Consider the following 16,877-nt stretch of genomic DNA (forward strand, 5'->3'; position numbering starts at 1 on the left):
ACCCCTTACCGGCGCCCTTGTACGACGGCTCTCACAGCCGGCCCGCCTCCACGATCCGCCGCAGGAAGCGCTGTGTGCGTTCCTGCTGCGGGTCGCCGAAGACCTGCTCGGCGCTTCCACGCTCCAGGACCACGCCCGCGTCCAGGAAGCAGACCTGGTCGGCCACGTCCCGCGCGAAGCCCATCTCGTGCGTGGCCAGCACCATGGTCATGCCGTCCTCCTTGAGGTCGCGGACGACCGAGAGGACCTCGCCGACGAGTTCCGGGTCGAGGGCGGCCGTGACCTCGTCGAGCAGCAGCAGCCGGGGTCGTACGGCGAGGGCGCGCACGATCGCCACACGCTGCTGCTGGCCGCCGCTCAGCCGGTCCGGGTACTCGCCCGCCTTGCCGCCGAGCCCGAGCCGCTCCAGGAGCTCCCTGGCATGCTCCTCGGCCTCTTCCCGGGAGGCACCGTGCACCCGCCGCGGGGCGAGGGTGATGTTGTCCAGGACGGTCATGTGCGGGAACAGGTTGTACGCCTGGAAGACCACGCCGATACGGCGCCGAACCGCGTCCTGGTCGGCACGCGGGTCGGTGATCTCCTCGCCGTCCAGCCAGATCGCGCCGTCGTCGATCTCCTCCAGGAGGTTCGCGCACCGCAGCAGGGTCGACTTGCCGGAGCCGGAGGCGCCGATCAGCGCGGTCACCGTGTGCGAGTCGACCTCCAGGTCGACGTCCCGCAGCACGACCGAGTCGCCGAAGGTCTTGCGCACGGACTCCATGCGCAGCACGGGCGCGTCGCTCATATCGCTCCTCCCTGGGCCCGCCGGCGGTCCATCCGGGCCGTCACCCAGTCCGTGAACCGGGTCATCGGGATGGTCAGCGCCACGAACACCAGACCCGCGACGATGTACGGCGTGTAGTTGAGGCTGCGCTGGGCGATGATGTCGGACGCCCGGACGGCGTCGATCGCACCGCCGATCGACACCAGCCCGGTGTCCTTCTGCAGGGACACCAGGTCGTTGAGCAGGGGCGGCACCTGGCGGCGCACCGCCTGGGGCAGCACCACGTGCCTCAGCGCCTGCCGGTTGGTCAGGCCCAGCGAGCGCGCCGCGGCGCGCTGCGACGGATGCACCGACTCGATGCCGGCGCGGAACACCTCGGCGACGTACGCCGAGTACGTCAGGGTCAGCGCCGTACCGCCCAGCCACACGGGGTCGACGGTCACGCCCTGGAGACGCAGCGCGGGCACCCCGAAGACGACGATCATCAGGTTGATGATCAGCGGCAGACCGCGGAAGAAGTCGGTGTACGCGGCCGCGAGCGCTCGCAGGGGGAAGAACACCGGCCCCGGCAGGGTGCGGGCGACGGCGATCAGCATGCCCAGGACGAGCACCAGCACACCGCAGATCAGCAGCAGCCGGATGTTGAGCCAGAGCCCTTCGAGGACCTTGGGGAACGCCTCGCGCGCGTAGCCCGCGTCGAAGAAGGTCTCCTTGGTGCGCTCCCAGCCGGGAGCGCTGACGACGACCAGGTAGAGGACGACAGCGGTGACGAGGGTCGAGACGGCGGCGATGGCCGTCGCGCGGCGGGCACGCGCGCGCTTGTAGCGCTCGCGCTCCAGCCGCCGCTCGGACGGGGTGTACCCGCCGGGCATGTCGCCCTTGCCCGCGTCCTCCCCGGACTCCTCCTTGGTGACCGTCACTTGAGCACCGGAGCGTCGACGGCGTCGGACAGCCACTGCTTCTCCAGCTTCGCCAGCGTCCCGTCCTTGCGCAGCGCGTCCACGGCCGACGACACGCACGAGGTGAGGGCGCTGCCCTTGTCGAGGACGAGCCCGAACTGCTCGGGTGTGCCGCCCTGGTTCTCGAACTGGCCGACGATCTTGGCGTTGGTCACCTGGGCGGCGGTGACGTAGAAGGCGGTCGGCAGGTCGGTGACGATCGCGTCCACCTGGCCGTTCTTGAGCGCGGAGATGGCCTGGTCGTTCTTGGAGTACGCGGCCGCCTCCTTGGAGGGCTTCACCACGTCGCTGATGTAGTTCAGGCTCGTGGTGCCGACCTGGGCGCCCAGCTTGAGGTTCTTCAGGTCCGCGACACTGGTCGCCTTCGCGGCCTTGCTGCCCTTCAGCGCGATGACGGCCTGGCGGACGTCGTAGTAGCCGGAGGAGAAGTCCACGGCCTTCCTGCGCTCGGTGCTGATCGAGACCTGGTTGATGTCGAAGTCGAAGGTCTTCACACCGGGCGCGAAGGCCTTGTTGAAGGGCACGCGCTGCCAGACGACGGCGCTCTGGCCGTAGCCGAGCCGTTGGGCCACGGCGTAGGCGACCGCGGACTCGAAGCCCTTGCCGTTGGCGGGCTTGTCGTCCTTGAACCACGGTTCGTACGCCGGCTCGTCGGTGGCGATGGTCAGCTTGCCGGAGGTCTTGGTGGCCAGCTTGCCCTTGGCGCAGGTCGTGCCGGTCGATGCCGAGGCGTTGTCGCTCGCCTTGTCCTCCGGCTGCGGCGCGCAGCCGACGGCCGTGGCGAGCAGGGCGATGGTTGCCGCGGCGACGGCGCGGCGCAGTGCGCGAGGGGCGAGGTGCATGGCGGGAGATTGACAGTCCGACGTCCCGTTTGTCGAGGTCACGACGGCATTTGTCCGCATACTGGGAACGGGTGTTGCATTTCTGTGAACACTTTCCGGCCAGTCGGCGACAGAGCCGGGGCCGCCGGCCGAGGGCGGGGATCGAAAGACCGGCGGCCCGTACCGCGCAGGAGCCGTCATCCTGTGCGGGGCTGCTCCCAGTTGACTGCGCAACAACGTACGCGGGGAGCGCGTGCATGACTCCGGCTCGTGTGAATGCTTCACACGGGGCGCATGAACCGAGTTGGCGCGGGGCGCGCGCTCAATCCCTTCGCGCCCCGCGTGTGCATCTGCTCCGCGCGCCGGTGTTCACCACCCGCGTGCGTGCCACTCCGGAAGCTGCGGGCGCTCCGCGCCCAGGGTCGTGTCGTTGCCGTGGCCGGGGTAGACCCAGGTCTCGTCCGGGAGCACGTCGAAGATCTTGGTCTCGACGTCGTGGATGAGACTGGCGAACGCCTCGGGGTCCTTACGGGTGTTGCCGACGCCTCCGGGGAAGAGGCAGTCCCCCGTGAAGACGTGGGGGTGGCCGTGCGGGTCGTCGTAGACGAGCACGATCGAACCCGGTGTGTGCCCGACCAGGTGGCGCGCGGTGAGCTCCACGCGCCCCAGCCGGATGGTGTCTCCGTCGTCGACGAGGACGTCCGTCGGCACGGGGATGCCGCTCGCGTCCTCCCGACCCGCGTAGGTGCGGGCGCCGGTGGCGTCGACGACCTGGGCGAGCGCCTGCCAGTGGTCACCGTGCTGGTGCGTGGTGACGACGGAGGTGATGCCGTCGTCACCGATGCTGCCCAGCAGGGTCTCGGCGTCGTTCGCCGCGTCGATCAGCAGCTGCTCGTCCGTGGCCCGGCAGCGCAGCAGATAGGCGTTGTTGTTCATCGGGCCCACCGCGATCTTGGTGATCATCAGGTCCTTGAGCTCGTGCACGTCCGCCCGACCGCCGACCGTCACCTGTCCGCTGTACGTCATGACCGTCAGCCTATAGCGGGGCCAGCGACGGCAGGGTGCCTCCGTGCACCGTCAGCGCCGAGCCGTCCCGGCGGCCGGCGAGCCAGCCGAGCAGATCGGCCGGACGGCCGCGGACGACCAGCGGGGTCCCCGCGGCACCCCCGCCGGTGGTCCAGTTGCCGGTGCCGAAGCCGTCGCCGGAGGTCCACACCCGTCCCGACTCCGTGACCAGCGCCGTCGACGGCACGCTCGCGTGCCCCGCGAATCGCTCGGCCAGGAAGTCGATCTCACGGTAGGTGAACTCCTCGGGAAGGTCCTCCAGCTCGTACCCGATCCCGAGGTCCACGTGATGCAGCTCCACCTCCACCCACCTCCGGAACGGCACCCGGGACGCCGAGTCGGTGACTCCGTTGCGCAGCTCCACCATGCGTGACCAGTCGGCCGGTACGGTCCCCGCCGCCTGGAAGCGGGCCGCGCTCTCCCGGAGATCGGTGAGCTGTGCTTCGAGGGAGCGCTTGGCGTCGCGCTCGATCTCGGCGTCGCGGGCCTCCCCGGACGCGTACATGGGACGGCCCCCCAAGACGTTGACGAGAGCGTCCGCGTTGCGGGCGAGATGGGCGAGGACGTGGCCGCGGGTCCAGCCGGGGAGCCGTGACGGCTCGGCCACCGACGCGTTGTCCAGCTTGGCGGCTGCGGTGAGCAGTCGGTCGGTCGCGTCACGTACAGACGCCAGGTCATGCGCGTGATCAATCATGGTGCTGACACTAGCCCCGCCACACCTTTGGGTGAAGGTGGTGAAGCCGTGCCGTAAATCGAATGCGCGTGCTATATGGTCGGGAGTGGCGTCGGGCATGCTGGATGGCCGGGGATTGTTATGCCTCCGGGGAATCCGACCGGCGTTGTCAGTGGCTCCCCCTAGTCTGAGAAAGCACGGGGGCCCCGCCCCTGTCACTCCTCTCAAGCCAAGAAAGGTGCGGACCGGCGTGGCCGACCGTCTCATCGTCCGTGGCGCGCGCGAGCACAACCTCAAGAATGTCTCGCTCGACCTGCCGCGCGACTCGCTCATCGTCTTCACGGGCCTGTCGGGGTCGGGCAAGTCCTCGCTGGCCTTCGACACCATTTTCGCCGAGGGACAGCGGCGCTACGTGGAGTCGCTCTCCTCGTACGCCCGCCAGTTCCTCGGGCAGATGGACAAGCCGGACGTCGACTTCATCGAGGGTCTGTCGCCCGCCGTCTCCATCGACCAGAAGTCGACCTCGCGCAACCCGCGCTCGACGGTCGGCACCATCACCGAGGTCTACGACTATCTGCGTCTGCTCTTCGCGCGCATCGGCAAGCCGCACTGTCCCGAGTGCGGCCGCCCGATCTCTCGCCAGTCGCCGCAGGCCATCGTCGACAAGGTCCTCGAGCTGCCCGAGGGCAGCCGCTTCCAGGTGCTCTCGCCGCTGGTGCGCGAGCGCAAGGGTGAGTTCGTCGACCTCTTCGCCGACCTCCAGACCAAGGGCTACAGCCGCGCGCGCGTGGATGGCGAGACCATCCAGCTCTCCGACCCGCCCACGCTGAAGAAGCAGGAGAAGCACACCATCGAGGTGGTCGTCGACCGTCTCACGGTGAAGGACACCGCCAAGCGCCGCCTCACCGACTCCGTGGAGACCGCCCTCGGCCTCTCCGGCGGCATGGTCGTGCTCGACTTCGTCGACCTCCCCGAGGACGACTCCGAGCGCGAGCGCATGTACTCGGAACATCTGTACTGCCCGTACGACGACCTGTCCTTCGAGGAGCTCGAGCCCCGCTCCTTCTCCTTCAACTCGCCCTTCGGCGCCTGTCCCGAGTGCACCGGCATCGGCACCCGCATGGAGGTCGACCCGGAGCTGATCGTCCCGGACGAGGACAAGTCCCTCGACGAGGGCGCCATCCACCCCTGGTCGCACGGACACACCAAGGACTACTTCGGCCGGCTGATCGGCGCCCTCGCGGACGCGCTCGGCTTCCGGACGGACATCCCCTTCGCGGGCCTGCCGCAGCGCGCCAAGAAGGCCCTGCTCTACGGCCACAAGACCCAGATCGAGGTCCGCTACCGCAACCGGTACGGCCGCGAGCGCGTGTACACCACGCCCTTCGAAGGCGCCGTCCCCTTCGTGAAGCGCCGGCACAGCGAGTCCGAGAGCGACGCCAGCCGTGAGCGCTTCGAGGGCTATATGCGCGAGGTGCCCTGCCCCACCTGTGAGGGCACGCGCCTGAAGCCGATCGTCCTCGCGGTCACCATCATGGGGAAGTCGATCGCCGAGGTCTCCAGCATGTCCATCAGCGACTGCGCGGACTTCCTGGGCGAGATGAAGCTCAACGCCCGCGACAAGAAGATCGCCGAGCGCGTGCTCAAGGAGGTCAACGAGCGGCTGCGCTTCCTGGTCGACGTCGGCCTCGACTACCTCTCGCTCAACCGCGCGTCCGGCACACTCTCCGGCGGCGAGGCTCAGCGCATCCGGCTGGCCACCCAGATCGGCTCCGGCCTCGTCGGCGTCCTCTACGTCCTCGACGAGCCGTCCATCGGTCTGCACCAGCGTGACAACCACCGGCTGATCGAGACCCTGGTGCGGCTGCGCGACATGGGCAACACGCTCATCGTCGTCGAGCACGACGAGGACACCATCAAGGTCGCCGACTGGATCGTCGACATCGGCCCCGGCGCGGGCGAGCACGGCGGCAAGGTCGTGCACAGCGGCTCCCTGAAGGAGCTGCTCGCCAACGCCGAGTCGCAGACCGGCCAGTACCTGTCCGGCAAGAAGTCGATCCCGCTGCCCGACATCCGGCGCCCCCAGGACCCGTCCCGCCGGCTCACGGTGCACGGTGCCCGCGAGAACAATCTGCAGGACATCGACGTCTCGTTCCCGCTGGGCGTGTTCACCGCGGTCACAGGTGTGTCGGGCTCCGGCAAGTCGACGCTGGTCAACGACATCCTGTACACCCACCTGGCCCGCGAGCTGAACGGCGCGAGGAGCGTGCCCGGCCGGCACACCCGCGTCGACGGCGACGACCTCGTCGACAAGGTCGTGCACGTCGACCAGTCGCCCATCGGACGCACCCCGCGCTCCAACCCGGCGACGTACACCGGCGTCTTCGACCACGTCCGCAAGCTGTTCGCCGAGACGACCGAGGCGAAGGTCCGCGGCTACCAGCCCGGCCGCTTCTCCTTCAACGTCAAGGGCGGCCGCTGCGAGAACTGCGCGGGCGACGGCACCATCAAGATCGAGATGAACTTCCTCCCGGACGTCTATGTCCCGTGCGAGGTCTGCCACGGCGCCCGCTACAACCGGGAGACCCTGGAGGTCCACTACAAGGGCAAGTCCATCTCCGAGGTCCTGAACATGCCCATCGAGGAAGCGATGAACTTCTTCGAGGCCGTCCCCGCGATCAACCGTCACCTCAGGACGCTCAACGACGTCGGCCTCGGCTATGTCCGCCTGGGCCAGTCCGCGACCACCCTGTCCGGCGGTGAGGCGCAGCGCGTCAAGCTCGCCAGCGAGCTGCAGAAGCGCTCCACCGGCCGCACCGTCTACGTCCTGGACGAGCCGACCACCGGTCTGCACTTCGAGGACATCAGCAAGCTGCTGAAGGTGCTCTCCGGCCTGGTGGACAAGGGCAACACGGTCATCGTCATCGAGCACAACCTCGATGTGATCAAGACCGCCGACTGGGTCGTCGACATGGGCCCGGAGGGCGGCGCGGGCGGTGGACTCGTTGTCGCCGAGGGCACACCCGAGGAGGTCGCCGGGGTTCCGGCCAGCCACACCGGCAAGTTCCTGCGGGAGATCCTCGGCGCCGACCGGATCAGCGACGCGGCCTCCGTCAGGGCCCCGCGCAGGACCGCGGCCAAGAAGACGGTCGCGGCCAAGTCGGCGGCGAAGAAGACGGCGGCGACCGCCAGGACCGCCGACGACACCGCCACGAAGAAGACGGCCGCGGCCACGAAGAAGACGGCTCCCGCGAAGAAGACGACGCGGGCACGGAAGGCCTGACCGACCGGCGGACTTGGCCGAACAAATCCAGAAAAAGGTGGGCGCCCCGCGGGAACTTCCCGCGGGGCGCCGCTCGTTCATCGATCAGCCACCCTGGCCCTGCGGTTCAGCCGGTTCCACGAACTGCATGTCCAGCTGCACCTTGACAACATCACCGAGGAACCCGGCGCCGAAATCGAGCCCGAAGTCGCTGCGCCGGATCTCACCCGTCGCCTCGAACCCGGCGTGCTTCCGCTGATCCACAGGGGAGTCCACCGCCCCGCCGAACTCCACGGCGAGCGTCACCGGGCGCGTCACGTCCCCGACGGTCAAGTCCCCTTCCATCGACCAGTCCTCGCCCCGACCGGACACGCGCGTCGAGCGGAACGACATCGTCGGACGCTTCTCCACGTCGAGCAGCTCGGCCGACAGGGTGTGCGCGTCCCGGTCGGGATTCCCGGTGTCGATGGAGGCGAGAGCGATGTCGGCGCTCACCCGCACCTCGTCGGCCGTCCCGCCGACGTACAACCCGGCCGAGTACTGGGTGAACCGACCGCGCACCTTGGCGATCCCGAGGTGGCGGATGGTGAAGTTGACGGCCGAGTGAAGGGGGTCGAGCACCCACTCACCGGGGGCGAGCGGCAGAGCGGCGACGGAGGCGGCAGCGGTGGTCGTGGGGTTGTCGATAGTCATGTCCCCACCCTGCGAGACCCGCGAGCGAGAAGGGAGGCCGGGCCAATAGTGGTAGTGACAGGGACACCCTCCGCGCCGGCACGCGCTGTACGTTCGACGGGTGAGCGACAACGAGTTGGGCAGCTTCCTGCGCACCCGCCGCGAAGGCGTCACCCCCGCCGAGGTGGGCCTGCCCACGGGCTCCCGCCGCCGCACACCGGGCCTGCGCCGCGCCGAACTCGCCACCCTCGCCGGCATCAGCGTCGAGTACCTCACCCGGCTCGAACAGGGGCGTGACCGCAACCCCTCGCCCCAGGTGCTCGGGGCGCTCGGAGAGGCCCTGCGCCTGTCGTCGGCGGACCTTGTGCTCCTGGGCCGGCTGGCCAGGGAGCAGGGCGCGGGGGCGATCTGCAGGACGGCCACCGCATCGCCCGCCCGGACGGTGCGCGCCACCCTCCAGGCGCTCCTCGACCGCCTGGAGCCCACACCGGCCGTTCTGCTCAACTGGATCGGCGACATCGTGGGGTACACCGAGGGCTATGAGCGATACGCCCGCCCGCTCGGCCTGCTCGACGGCAGCCCGCCCAATGTCGTCCGGTACGTGTTCACCGACGAGCGGGCCCGCACCGTCTACCCGGGATGGGAGCGGCTCGCCGACGAGCAGATCGCCCATCTGCGCAACGAGGCCCCGCGCCACGACCCCCGTGTCACCGCTCTCGAAAAGGAGCTGACGGTGACGGCGGGGGCACCCTTCAGCGACCGGCTCGCCGCCGTGCCGAGCCTGCCCGCCCGGTCCGGCACCGACCTGGTCGAACATCCGGAGGTGGGGCGCCTGCGGTTGTCGTACGAGACGCTCTCCCTTCCGGAGGAGGGCCGGCGTCTGGTGGTGCACATCCCGGCCGACGAGGCGACGGCCTCGGCGCTCGACCGCCTCAACGGACGCAGGCCGGGAGCCCTGCGCGCGGTGAGCGGCTGATCCGCCGCGAGGACGGGTGCCGTAGTCGAGCCGTCTCCCGGCCGGTGAACAACAGCGCCTAGAAATCGCCCAGTTCAGAGGCGTACGGCGGCTCCGCGCCCGCTCGGGAGCAGGTGATCGCGGCTGCCCGTGCCGCGAAACGCAGCAGCCGTGTCCAGCCGTCGGCGCCCAGTTCCGCCAGCGCCTCGCCGGAGAGGGCGTCCTGGGTGGCGAGACCGTGCAGGAGAGCCGCGTTCACCGTGTCGCCGGCACCGATCGTGTCGACGACGTCGACCTTCTCCACCGGCACGGGGTGCACGGCGCCGTCCGCGGTGAACGCGGTCAGACCGTCGCCGCCATGGGTGATCACGACCGCCGAGGGCCCGGCGGCCAGCCACTCGCGCGGGGTGCCGCCCAGCCAGAGGGCGTCCTCCTCGGAGAGCTTGAGCAGGGACACCGAGGGCAGCCAGCTCTTGAACCGTGCCCGGTAGGCGTCCGCGTCGGGGATCAGCCCCGCCCGGATGTTGGGGTCCAGGGCGGTGAAGACACCCTGTGCGGACGCGGTCCGCAGCAGCGTCTCGTAGGCGGTCGCGCCCGGCTCCAGGACGAGTGAGCAGGTGCCGAAGGACACGGCCCGCGTCCCCGCGGGAAGCGCCTCGGGGGCGGTGAACAACCGGTCGGCGGTGCCCTCGACGTAGAACGAGTAGGCGGCCGAGCCGTTCCCGTCGATCGTCGCGACCGCGAGCGTGGTCGGCTCCGGGCCGCGCTGCACGGCGGAGACGCCGACGCCCGCCTCCCGGAGCCCGTCGAGCAGGGCCTCGCCGAAGGCGTCCAGCGAGGTGCGGGAGCAGAAGGCCGTCGGGGAGCCGAGGCGGCCCAGGGCCACGGCCGTGTTGTACGGGCCGCCGCCGAGCGCGGGTCGCAGATCCGCGAGGGCACCGGCGCCCTGCGGTACCAGGTCGATCAGGGCCTCACCGGCGACGACGATCACGAGACGGTTCCTTCCTCGAACTCCGTGGGGTGCGGGTGGTGTGCGGCTGAGGAGACGCGACCGCGGTCCTGCGTCTCGGGCCCGTCCGTCCGGCCCGTGCCACGTCCTCGTCGGGCCGGGCGAACGCGGTCAGTCGGGGGAGAGGGGGCGATCGTGTCCAGGACGGCCTGGCGGGTGCGGGGGAGGACCGGTCGCGTGCCGTTCAGGAGGTGCGAGACGGTCGCCACGGACGCCCAGGCGCTGCGCGCGCCACAGGCCGTGGTCGCCCATGTTCCCTCCCCGAGCGGGCCCTGCTGAGGTCAGCCGTACCGAGCGGACCTTCGGGCCGGGAGTGGCGCGGCAGCTCGTCGTGCGTCCCGAACGTATCCCATCCGGAGGTGTGCGTGAACGCGTGCGCAAGCGTTCACGTCCGCTGCGCCCGCCTCACTCCCAGTCCCATCCGATCCCCACGACCCCCGTCCGCACCCGCGGTTCGACGAGATGGACGGAGTGGTGGTGGCCGCTGAGGACGAGTTCCTGGCGTCCGCTGCGTGGGGCCGCCGCCGAGTGCTGGGCGAACCGGTGGCAGCGCAGCGGCAGGGCTCGTTCGTCGAAGCGCACCTGGAGCGCGTACTGTCCGCCCGCCGGCCCGAATCCGCGGACGTACTCACGGCATACGCCGGCGGTGCCGTCCTCGACGGCGTAGCGGAAGAGGAAGGTGTCCCCGGCCCGCAGCCGTGTGTCGAAGAGCAGTTCGGCCACGAGCACGCCGGTGTCGTGGTGCGCGCGCACGCGTCCCGTGCGGCAGTTCTCCAGGGCGTGCACGCCCATACGCTCGGGCGCGCATCCCGGGTCGCCGTGGTGGACCGCGACGAAGCGGTCGACGCCGTCCTTGTGGGCGCGCACGATGTGGTGCGACTCGCGCCCCGCCAGCTCGCGGTGCGCGCCGATGCGGACCCGCTCGTGGTGCCCGAGGGTGTGCAGCCCGCCGTCCGGCGGCAGATTCAGCTCGGCCAGCATCCGCTCCAGGACGTCCGAGGCCGCGACCAGCGAGCGGTACGAGCGGCCGGCGGGCCGCTCGGCGCCTGGGCGTTCGTCGGCCTCGGCGAGCAGCCGGATCAGGGACTCCTCCGGCAGTTGGAGGATCTCCTCCAGCGCGCGTACGGCCCTCAGGGATTCCGGGCGCTGCGGGCGGCGGGCGCCCTGCTGCCAGTAACTGAGGCTGGTGACGCCGACCTTGACCCCGTAGCGCGACAGATGGTGCTGCACACGCTGCAGCGGCAGACCCCGGGCGGCGATGGCGGCGCGCAGCGCGACATGGAAGGGTCCGCCGCGCAGGGCCGATTCCAGTTCCGCGGTGGCGACGGTGGCGACATCCGCGTGCTGTGTGGCGTGCGGCATGCAGGGGCCTTTCTGTGAATGCTCGCTACGGCTGGTCGGGCCGGGTTCGTGCGGCCCCGGAGCCACCCCGTCGGCGTCACGGGGCGTCTTCACATCCGTACGCCGTCGTTCACGGCCCCGAGTTCCCCCGCATTGAAGCGTGTTGACCAAGTCCCGACAACACCTGATGCCCAACAGTCGTGTGCTCCTGGCCGAGACGCGGTCGGTCGCCTCAGGTCGGCGGGGCCGTCCCGCCGCCGCCCACAACCTGCCGGATCGCCCGCGCGGACAGGTCGGACTTGTGAAGGAAGCCGCGGGCCGGACTGCCGGCGACCAGTTCCTCGAAGTCCTCCAGGGAGTGGGTGGAGATCAGGATGATGACGGAGGAGACGCGGTCGGCGAGCCGTGTCGCGATGTCGAAACCGCTTTCCCCGTCGAGATCGAGATCCACCAGCACGACGTCGGGGGAGAGTTCCGCCGCTCGCGCGAGAGCCTCCGCACCCGTCGAGGCCAGGCCCACGACGGGTATTCCGTCGCGTTCGAGCAGGGTGCGTGCGGCCTCCAGGAACCGGATGCTGTCATCCACGAGAAGACAGCGCAGGGACATGTGGCCAGAGTGCCAAGTGAGGGGTGATCGCGCTTTCCGGCTAGCCGGAAACTGTCGGCGGCCGGTGTTACCGGTCAGCTGGAATGTGCTGAAGTCCTGTGCCGGACAAGCGGGTTCGCGTCGGCCCGGCGCGGCGGCACAGCACCGGCGGTAGCGTGAGGGCCCCTCTGGGGAGGCCGAAGGTCCGGTCGAGTGGGGGTGCGCCATGCGGGCGTCGCGCAGCGGGATTCCGCTCTCGGGACTGACGGGTGCGGCGCTGGTGTTGGCCGGATGCAGCGGTGGCGGAAGCGGGTGCGCCGCGACGGCGAAGACCCCGGGCGACACCTCCTGCGACGGCCGGATCGAGGAAACCGCGCATGTCAGCGTGTGGTACCACTCGGGACCCCTACGGCGACCTGGTCGAGTCCGCCGCGGCCGGCGGCGCCCTGCCCGACTTGCTCGACTGCGCGACGGCATCGCGCGTCCACGGCCGCGGACGCCCGCCCACCCGGCGATCACCACCGCCTTCGGCCGCCGCCGCCAAGATCATGCTGCAGGGGGCTCCGGTGCGGACCACGTTCGACGCGGCGGCCGAAGCCGTGGCCAAGGACCTGACAGCCCACGAGGGCTACCCCTGGCAAGGGTCCTGAGGATCCACCAGGGACAGTCGGCCGCCCTCGGCGCCCTCGGTGACGCCTTCGGAACGTCGGTGCCTGGACCATGTACGGGTTCACGGGCATCCTGAGGGAACTCCGTGAGGCGGGACGACACCGCGCGCCACGGCACCGTCACGGGCGCCTTCCCGCCGAGCCCTGCGAGGTGGTGCGCATGACGGACGTCAGCGGCGCGATACCAGCGGCCTGTTCGGCGATCACCCGCACCGAGCGGTCCCCGCACCGTCCGCCCGCCGGGCACTGAGGCCCGGCCGTGCACCGCCCCCGACGCGCACGACGCCCTCGGTCAGGGAGACCGACGCGTGCCCCGCTCGGACGGCGCGCCACCCGGAGAAGGGGTACGACGCCCACGGCACCCCTTATCCGCGGGAACCGCCCGCCCTTCCTCGCCCGTCTCCGGGTCGGCCGCAAGCTGCTGCTCCTGGTCCTGCTGCCGGTGACCGGCATGCTCGCCTTCACCGCCTTCGGTGCCGTCGCCCAAGGACAGGAGGCCCACACCCTGGAGCGCTTCCACACGGCGATCGGGGTGTCGTACGGGACGACGGAGGTCTCCGACGCCGTGGCGCGGGAGCGGATCGCGGCGGTGCTGGCCCGGCTGCGGCCCGGAGCGGTCACTTCGGCGGAACGGACGGCGGCCGAGCGGGCGGTGGACCGCGCCCTGACCCGGGCCACTCGCAGGGCCGCCACCTGGTCGCGGACCGATGTGGTGGCTCGGCTCGAAGCCATCGGCCGCCAACTGCACGCGCTGCGGGTGCGGACGGGGACCGGCTCGCCGGGCGCGCGCTCGGTCGTGGACCAGTACCAGTCCGTCGAGGACCAGCTGCTCGACACCGTCGCCGGTCTCGAGTCCGGGCGGCCCACCAGGGCGGCCGGCCGGGCGGCCGACGCCCATCTCGCGCTCCTGGAGGCGATCGAGGCCGGCGAGCGGGAGCGCGCGGAGGTGGCCGTCCTGCTCGCCACACCCTCCGAGCGCCGTCCCGCGGCCGCCGAACGGTGGTCCGCGCTGGAGGAGTCCCAGCTGCGGGAGTTCCGCCGGAACACCTCCGACCGGCTGCGGGCCGAGCTGTACGGCAAGCAGTTCGAGCCGCCCGGCCGGGCCGTGCGCGCGGTACGCGACACGCTCACCGAGTCCGGCCCCAGGTCCGCCCGGCTGCCCTCGTACGACCGCTGGCTCGCCGCGTCCGAGGCGCGCATCGACTCCCTGCGCGGCCTCCAGGACCAGGCCGCCCGCGAACTCGCCGGCACGGCCGCCCGCGACCTGCGCGGCGCCGAGACCCGCGTGTGGCGCGACCTCTCCGTCTCCCTGTCCGTCCTGTGTCTCGTCACCCTCCTCTCCCTGGCCCTCGGCCGCTCGATCACCCGGCCCCTCGGCGAGGTCGCCGCGGGCGCGCGAGCCCTGTCGGACGGCGATCTGTCGTACGACATCCGGTACACGGGACGCGACGAACTCGGGGCGGTCGCCGACACGTTCCGCGAACTGCGGGTGACCACCGAACGACTGGCGGCCGAGATCCGTTCCATGAACACCGCGATCGACGACAACCGGCTCGGCCACCGGGCCGACGTCGATTCCTTCGCCGGTACCTGGGCCCAGCTGCTGGATGGCATGAACGGCACCATGGCGTCCTTCGCGGCGGCGCACGGACGGCGCGAGAAGGCCGAGGACGAGCTGGAGAGCATCTTCAACCTCTCCCTCGACCTGCTGTGCATCTCCGGAGTCGACGGCTACTTCAAGCGGGTCAACCCCGCCTTCGAGCGCACCCTCGGACACCCGGCGCGCACGCTGCTGTCCAAGCCGTTCATCGAGTTCGTGCACCAGGAGGACCGCGCCGGCACCCGCAGGGCCTTCGAACGGCTGGAACGGGGCGTGGAGGTCGCCGAGTTCGAGAACCGCTACCTGCGCGCGGACGGCACCGAGTGCCGGCTCCAGTGGAGCGCCCGGCCGGTCCCCGAGGAGGGCCTGGTCTACGCCGCCGCACGCGACGTCACCGAGAGCCGCCGGCGCGCCCGCGAGCAGGCCGCGCTGCGCCGCGTCGCGACCCTGGTGGCCGGCGGCGCGCCGCCCGCCGAGGTGTTCGCGACGGTGGCCGAGGAGGTCGGGGACCTGCTCGGCACCACCGCGGCCGTCCTCAGACACGAGCCCGACGGCAGCCGTACCGTCCTCGGGACCGCCCATGAGCTCCTGGACGACGACGAGCGCGTCTCCCGCGACGCCCGCCGCGACGCCGCGCGCCTGGCGGTCCACGAGGTGACCCGGACCCGGTGCGCGGCCCGCGTCGGCCGGGCCGTGGCCGCGCCGATCGTCGTCGAGGACCGGCTGTGGGGTTTCGTCGTCGCGGCCTCCCCGCTCGACGCGCTGACCGAGGGGACCGAGTCGCGGCTGGCCGACTTCACCGAACTCATCGCCACCGCGATCGCCAACGCCGACAGCCGCGCCGAACTGACCGCCTCACGCGCGCGCGTGGTGGCCGCCGGCGACGCCTCCCGCCGCCGTATCGAGCGCGATCTGCACGACGGCGTCCAGCAACGGCTCGTCGCCCTCCAACTCGACCTGCGGCTGGCCGAGTCCATGGTCACCGAGCCGGGTTCCGAGCTCGCCGGGCAGCTCGCCCACGTCAGCAAGGGGCTCGACGACGCCTTCCAGGACCTGCTCCAGGTGGCCCGCGGTATCCACCCGGCCATCCTCTCCAAGGGCGGCCTCGGCCCAGCCCTGCGCTCTCTCGCCCGCCGCTCCGCCGTCCCCGTGGAGCTCGACCTCCGGCTGCCCCCGACCCGCCTCCCCGAGCAGGTGGAGGTGGCCGCGTACTACGTGACCTCCGAGTGCCTATCCAACGCCGCCAAACACGCGCACGCGCGCGTGGTGAGCGTCGAGGCCCGGACCCATGACGACGTCCTGGAGCTGATCATCGCGGACGACGGTGTCGGCGGCGCCGAGATCGGCGGCGGCTCCGGCCTCATCGGTCTCATCGACCGGGTCGAGGCGATCGGCGGCAAGCTGGACGTGGGCAGCCCGCCGGGGGAGGGCACGAGGACGCGCGTACGGCTGCCGCTGGGCGGGCCGCCGTCAGACGGGTGACCGCCCGAGGCGCACGCGGGGGAGTTCGCCCAGGCGGGGGAGTCCTGGACTCGGTGACGTCGCGTACGCTCCGGGCGGTCCTGTTGGACGGAGAGGCGTCCGTCCGGCTCCGGGGGCGGTGCCGGCGGGCGCGGACCGGGTTCCGTTGCTTCCCGGCCGATCCACTCGCATCGGCACTGACAAGAGAATCCCGCGCGCATGTCCTTATGTCTTCATGGCAGGCCTCCAATACCGCTTCCGGCTAGCCGGAACCCCGCCGGTCGGGCAGGCTGTTGGGCGCGCACGGATCGGTCGGGCAAGGGGGGCCGGGACCATGGACGACGCATCGCGGCAGCCCGCGCGGGGACGGGTCGTCCTCGCGGACGACGACGTGCTGCTCCGGGAGGGGCTCGCGAGCCTGTGCGAGCGGGTCGGCTACGAGGTGGCGGGGCAGGCCGGGGACGCCGTGCGGCTCATGGAACTGGTCGGGGCCGAGCGCCCCGACCTCGCGATCGTCGACATAAGGATGCCGCCGGACCACTCCACCGAGGGCCTCCGGGCGGCCCGCGCGATCCGGGAGCGCCACCCGGACACCGGCATCCTCGTCCTGTCGGCGTTCGTCGAGGTCGAGGAGGCGCTGGAGCTGCTGGCCGGCGGCCGCAAGATCGGATACCTCCTCAAGAGCCGGGTCACGGTCGTCGACGAGTTCATCGAGGCCCTGGAGCGCATCCACCGGGGCGGCTCGGTCGTCGACCCCTCCCTGGTCCAGGAGCTCTTCTCGGTCCACCGCCGCGACGACCCCCTCGCCCACCTCAGCGCCCGCGAGAAGGAGGTCCTCGCCCTCATGGCCGAGGGCCGCTCCAACGCCGGGATAGGCCGCCGTCTGTGGGTCACCGAGGGCACGGTCGAGAAGCACGTCCGCAGCATCCTCGGCAAACTCCGCCTCACCGAGGACACGGACGACCACCGCCGTGTGCTGGCCGTACTGACCTTCCTGGAGTCGCGGTAGACCGGGCCGGTGCCGTCCGGTGTCGTCCACAGC

Annotated in this window: 14 protein-coding genes; 5 read left to right on the forward strand and 9 right to left on the reverse strand. The window is 71.3% G+C overall.

Annotated elements, in window-relative coordinates:
- Positions 1 to 31 precede the first annotated feature (31 nt).
- The 5 genes from ABZT17_RS15625 to ABZT17_RS15645 form a co-directional block, all read right to left on the reverse strand.
- The gene (locus ABZT17_RS15625) at positions 32 to 784 is read right to left on the reverse strand and encodes an amino acid ABC transporter ATP-binding protein (protein ID WP_356348707.1); all 753 of its coding nucleotides are present in this window, start codon (positions 782 to 784) and stop codon (positions 32 to 34) included.
- A complete protein-coding gene (locus ABZT17_RS15630; RefSeq protein ID WP_356348709.1) occupies positions 781 to 1,683 on the reverse strand; it encodes an amino acid ABC transporter permease in 903 nt (300 codons plus the stop codon). Before ABZT17_RS15630 ends, ABZT17_RS15625 begins: the two co-directional genes overlap by 4 nt.
- A complete protein-coding gene (locus ABZT17_RS15635; RefSeq protein ID WP_356348711.1) occupies positions 1,680 to 2,564 on the reverse strand; it encodes an ABC transporter substrate-binding protein in 885 nt (294 codons plus the stop codon). Before ABZT17_RS15635 ends, ABZT17_RS15630 begins: the two co-directional genes overlap by 4 nt.
- A 348-nt stretch (positions 2,565 to 2,912) precedes the next feature.
- Positions 2,913 to 3,569: an MBL fold metallo-hydrolase gene (locus tag ABZT17_RS15640; protein ID WP_356348713.1), complete on the reverse strand. Its 657-nt coding sequence runs from the start codon at positions 3,567 to 3,569 to the stop codon at positions 2,913 to 2,915.
- Positions 3,570 to 3,579: 10 nt separating this feature from the next.
- Positions 3,580 to 4,302 carry a maleylpyruvate isomerase family mycothiol-dependent enzyme gene (locus tag ABZT17_RS15645; protein WP_356348715.1) on the reverse strand — a complete coding sequence of 241 codons (723 nt, stop codon included), beginning with the start codon at positions 4,300 to 4,302 and terminating at the stop codon, positions 3,580 to 3,582.
- Between the two features lie 229 nt (positions 4,303 to 4,531).
- On the opposite strand from ABZT17_RS15645, the gene uvrA reads away from it, so the two are divergent.
- Positions 4,532 to 7,564, forward strand: a complete 3,033-nt coding sequence (uvrA, locus tag ABZT17_RS15650) for an excinuclease ABC subunit UvrA (RefSeq protein WP_356348717.1) — start codon at positions 4,532 to 4,534, stop codon at positions 7,562 to 7,564.
- Positions 7,565 to 7,648: 84 nt separating this feature from the next.
- Here uvrA and ABZT17_RS15655 read toward each other — a convergent pair whose 3' ends face one another.
- Positions 7,649 to 8,236, reverse strand: coding sequence for a YceI family protein (locus tag ABZT17_RS15655; RefSeq protein ID WP_356348719.1), 588 nt, complete (start codon positions 8,234 to 8,236; stop codon positions 7,649 to 7,651).
- A 100-nt stretch (positions 8,237 to 8,336) separates the two neighbouring features.
- On the opposite strand from ABZT17_RS15655, the gene ABZT17_RS15660 reads away from it, so the two are divergent.
- Positions 8,337 to 9,191: a helix-turn-helix domain-containing protein gene (locus ABZT17_RS15660; RefSeq protein ID WP_356348721.1), complete on the forward strand. Its 855-nt coding sequence runs from the start codon at positions 8,337 to 8,339 to the stop codon at positions 9,189 to 9,191.
- Positions 9,192 to 9,249: 58 nt separating this feature from the next.
- On the opposite strand, the gene ABZT17_RS15665 is transcribed toward ABZT17_RS15660, so the two are convergent.
- The 3 genes from ABZT17_RS15665 to ABZT17_RS15675 all read right to left on the reverse strand — a co-directional run bounded on the left by ABZT17_RS15665 (position 9,250) and on the right by ABZT17_RS15675 (position 12,127).
- Complete coding sequence (locus ABZT17_RS15665) at positions 9,250 to 10,161, reverse strand: carbohydrate kinase (RefSeq protein WP_356348723.1); 912 nt, start codon at positions 10,159 to 10,161, stop codon at positions 9,250 to 9,252.
- 423 nt (positions 10,162 to 10,584) lie between these two features.
- Complete coding sequence (locus ABZT17_RS15670) at positions 10,585 to 11,541, reverse strand: hypothetical protein (RefSeq protein WP_356348725.1); 957 nt, start codon at positions 11,539 to 11,541, stop codon at positions 10,585 to 10,587.
- Between the two features lie 211 nt (positions 11,542 to 11,752).
- Positions 11,753 to 12,127, reverse strand: coding sequence for a response regulator (locus tag ABZT17_RS15675; protein WP_356348727.1), 375 nt, complete (start codon positions 12,125 to 12,127; stop codon positions 11,753 to 11,755).
- Positions 12,128 to 12,483: 356 nt separating this feature from the next.
- Here ABZT17_RS15675 and ABZT17_RS15680 point away from each other — a divergent pair, with 356 nt between their 5' ends.
- The 3 genes from ABZT17_RS15680 to ABZT17_RS15690 all read left to right on the forward strand — a co-directional run bounded on the left by ABZT17_RS15680 (position 12,484) and on the right by ABZT17_RS15690 (position 16,844).
- Complete coding sequence (locus tag ABZT17_RS15680) at positions 12,484 to 12,756, forward strand: hypothetical protein (protein WP_356348729.1); 273 nt, start codon at positions 12,484 to 12,486, stop codon at positions 12,754 to 12,756.
- Between the two features lie 469 nt (positions 12,757 to 13,225).
- A complete protein-coding gene (locus ABZT17_RS15685; RefSeq protein ID WP_356348834.1) occupies positions 13,226 to 15,856 on the forward strand; it encodes a nitrate- and nitrite sensing domain-containing protein in 2,631 nt (876 codons plus the stop codon).
- Between the two features lie 313 nt (positions 15,857 to 16,169).
- Complete coding sequence (locus ABZT17_RS15690) at positions 16,170 to 16,844, forward strand: response regulator transcription factor (protein WP_356348732.1); 675 nt, start codon at positions 16,170 to 16,172, stop codon at positions 16,842 to 16,844.
- Positions 16,845 to 16,877 lie beyond the last annotated feature (33 nt).

Origin of the sequence: Streptomyces sp. NPDC005648, from assembly GCF_040605395.1 — a bacterium.
Lineage (GTDB): Bacteria > Actinomycetota > Actinomycetes > Streptomycetales > Streptomycetaceae > Streptomyces.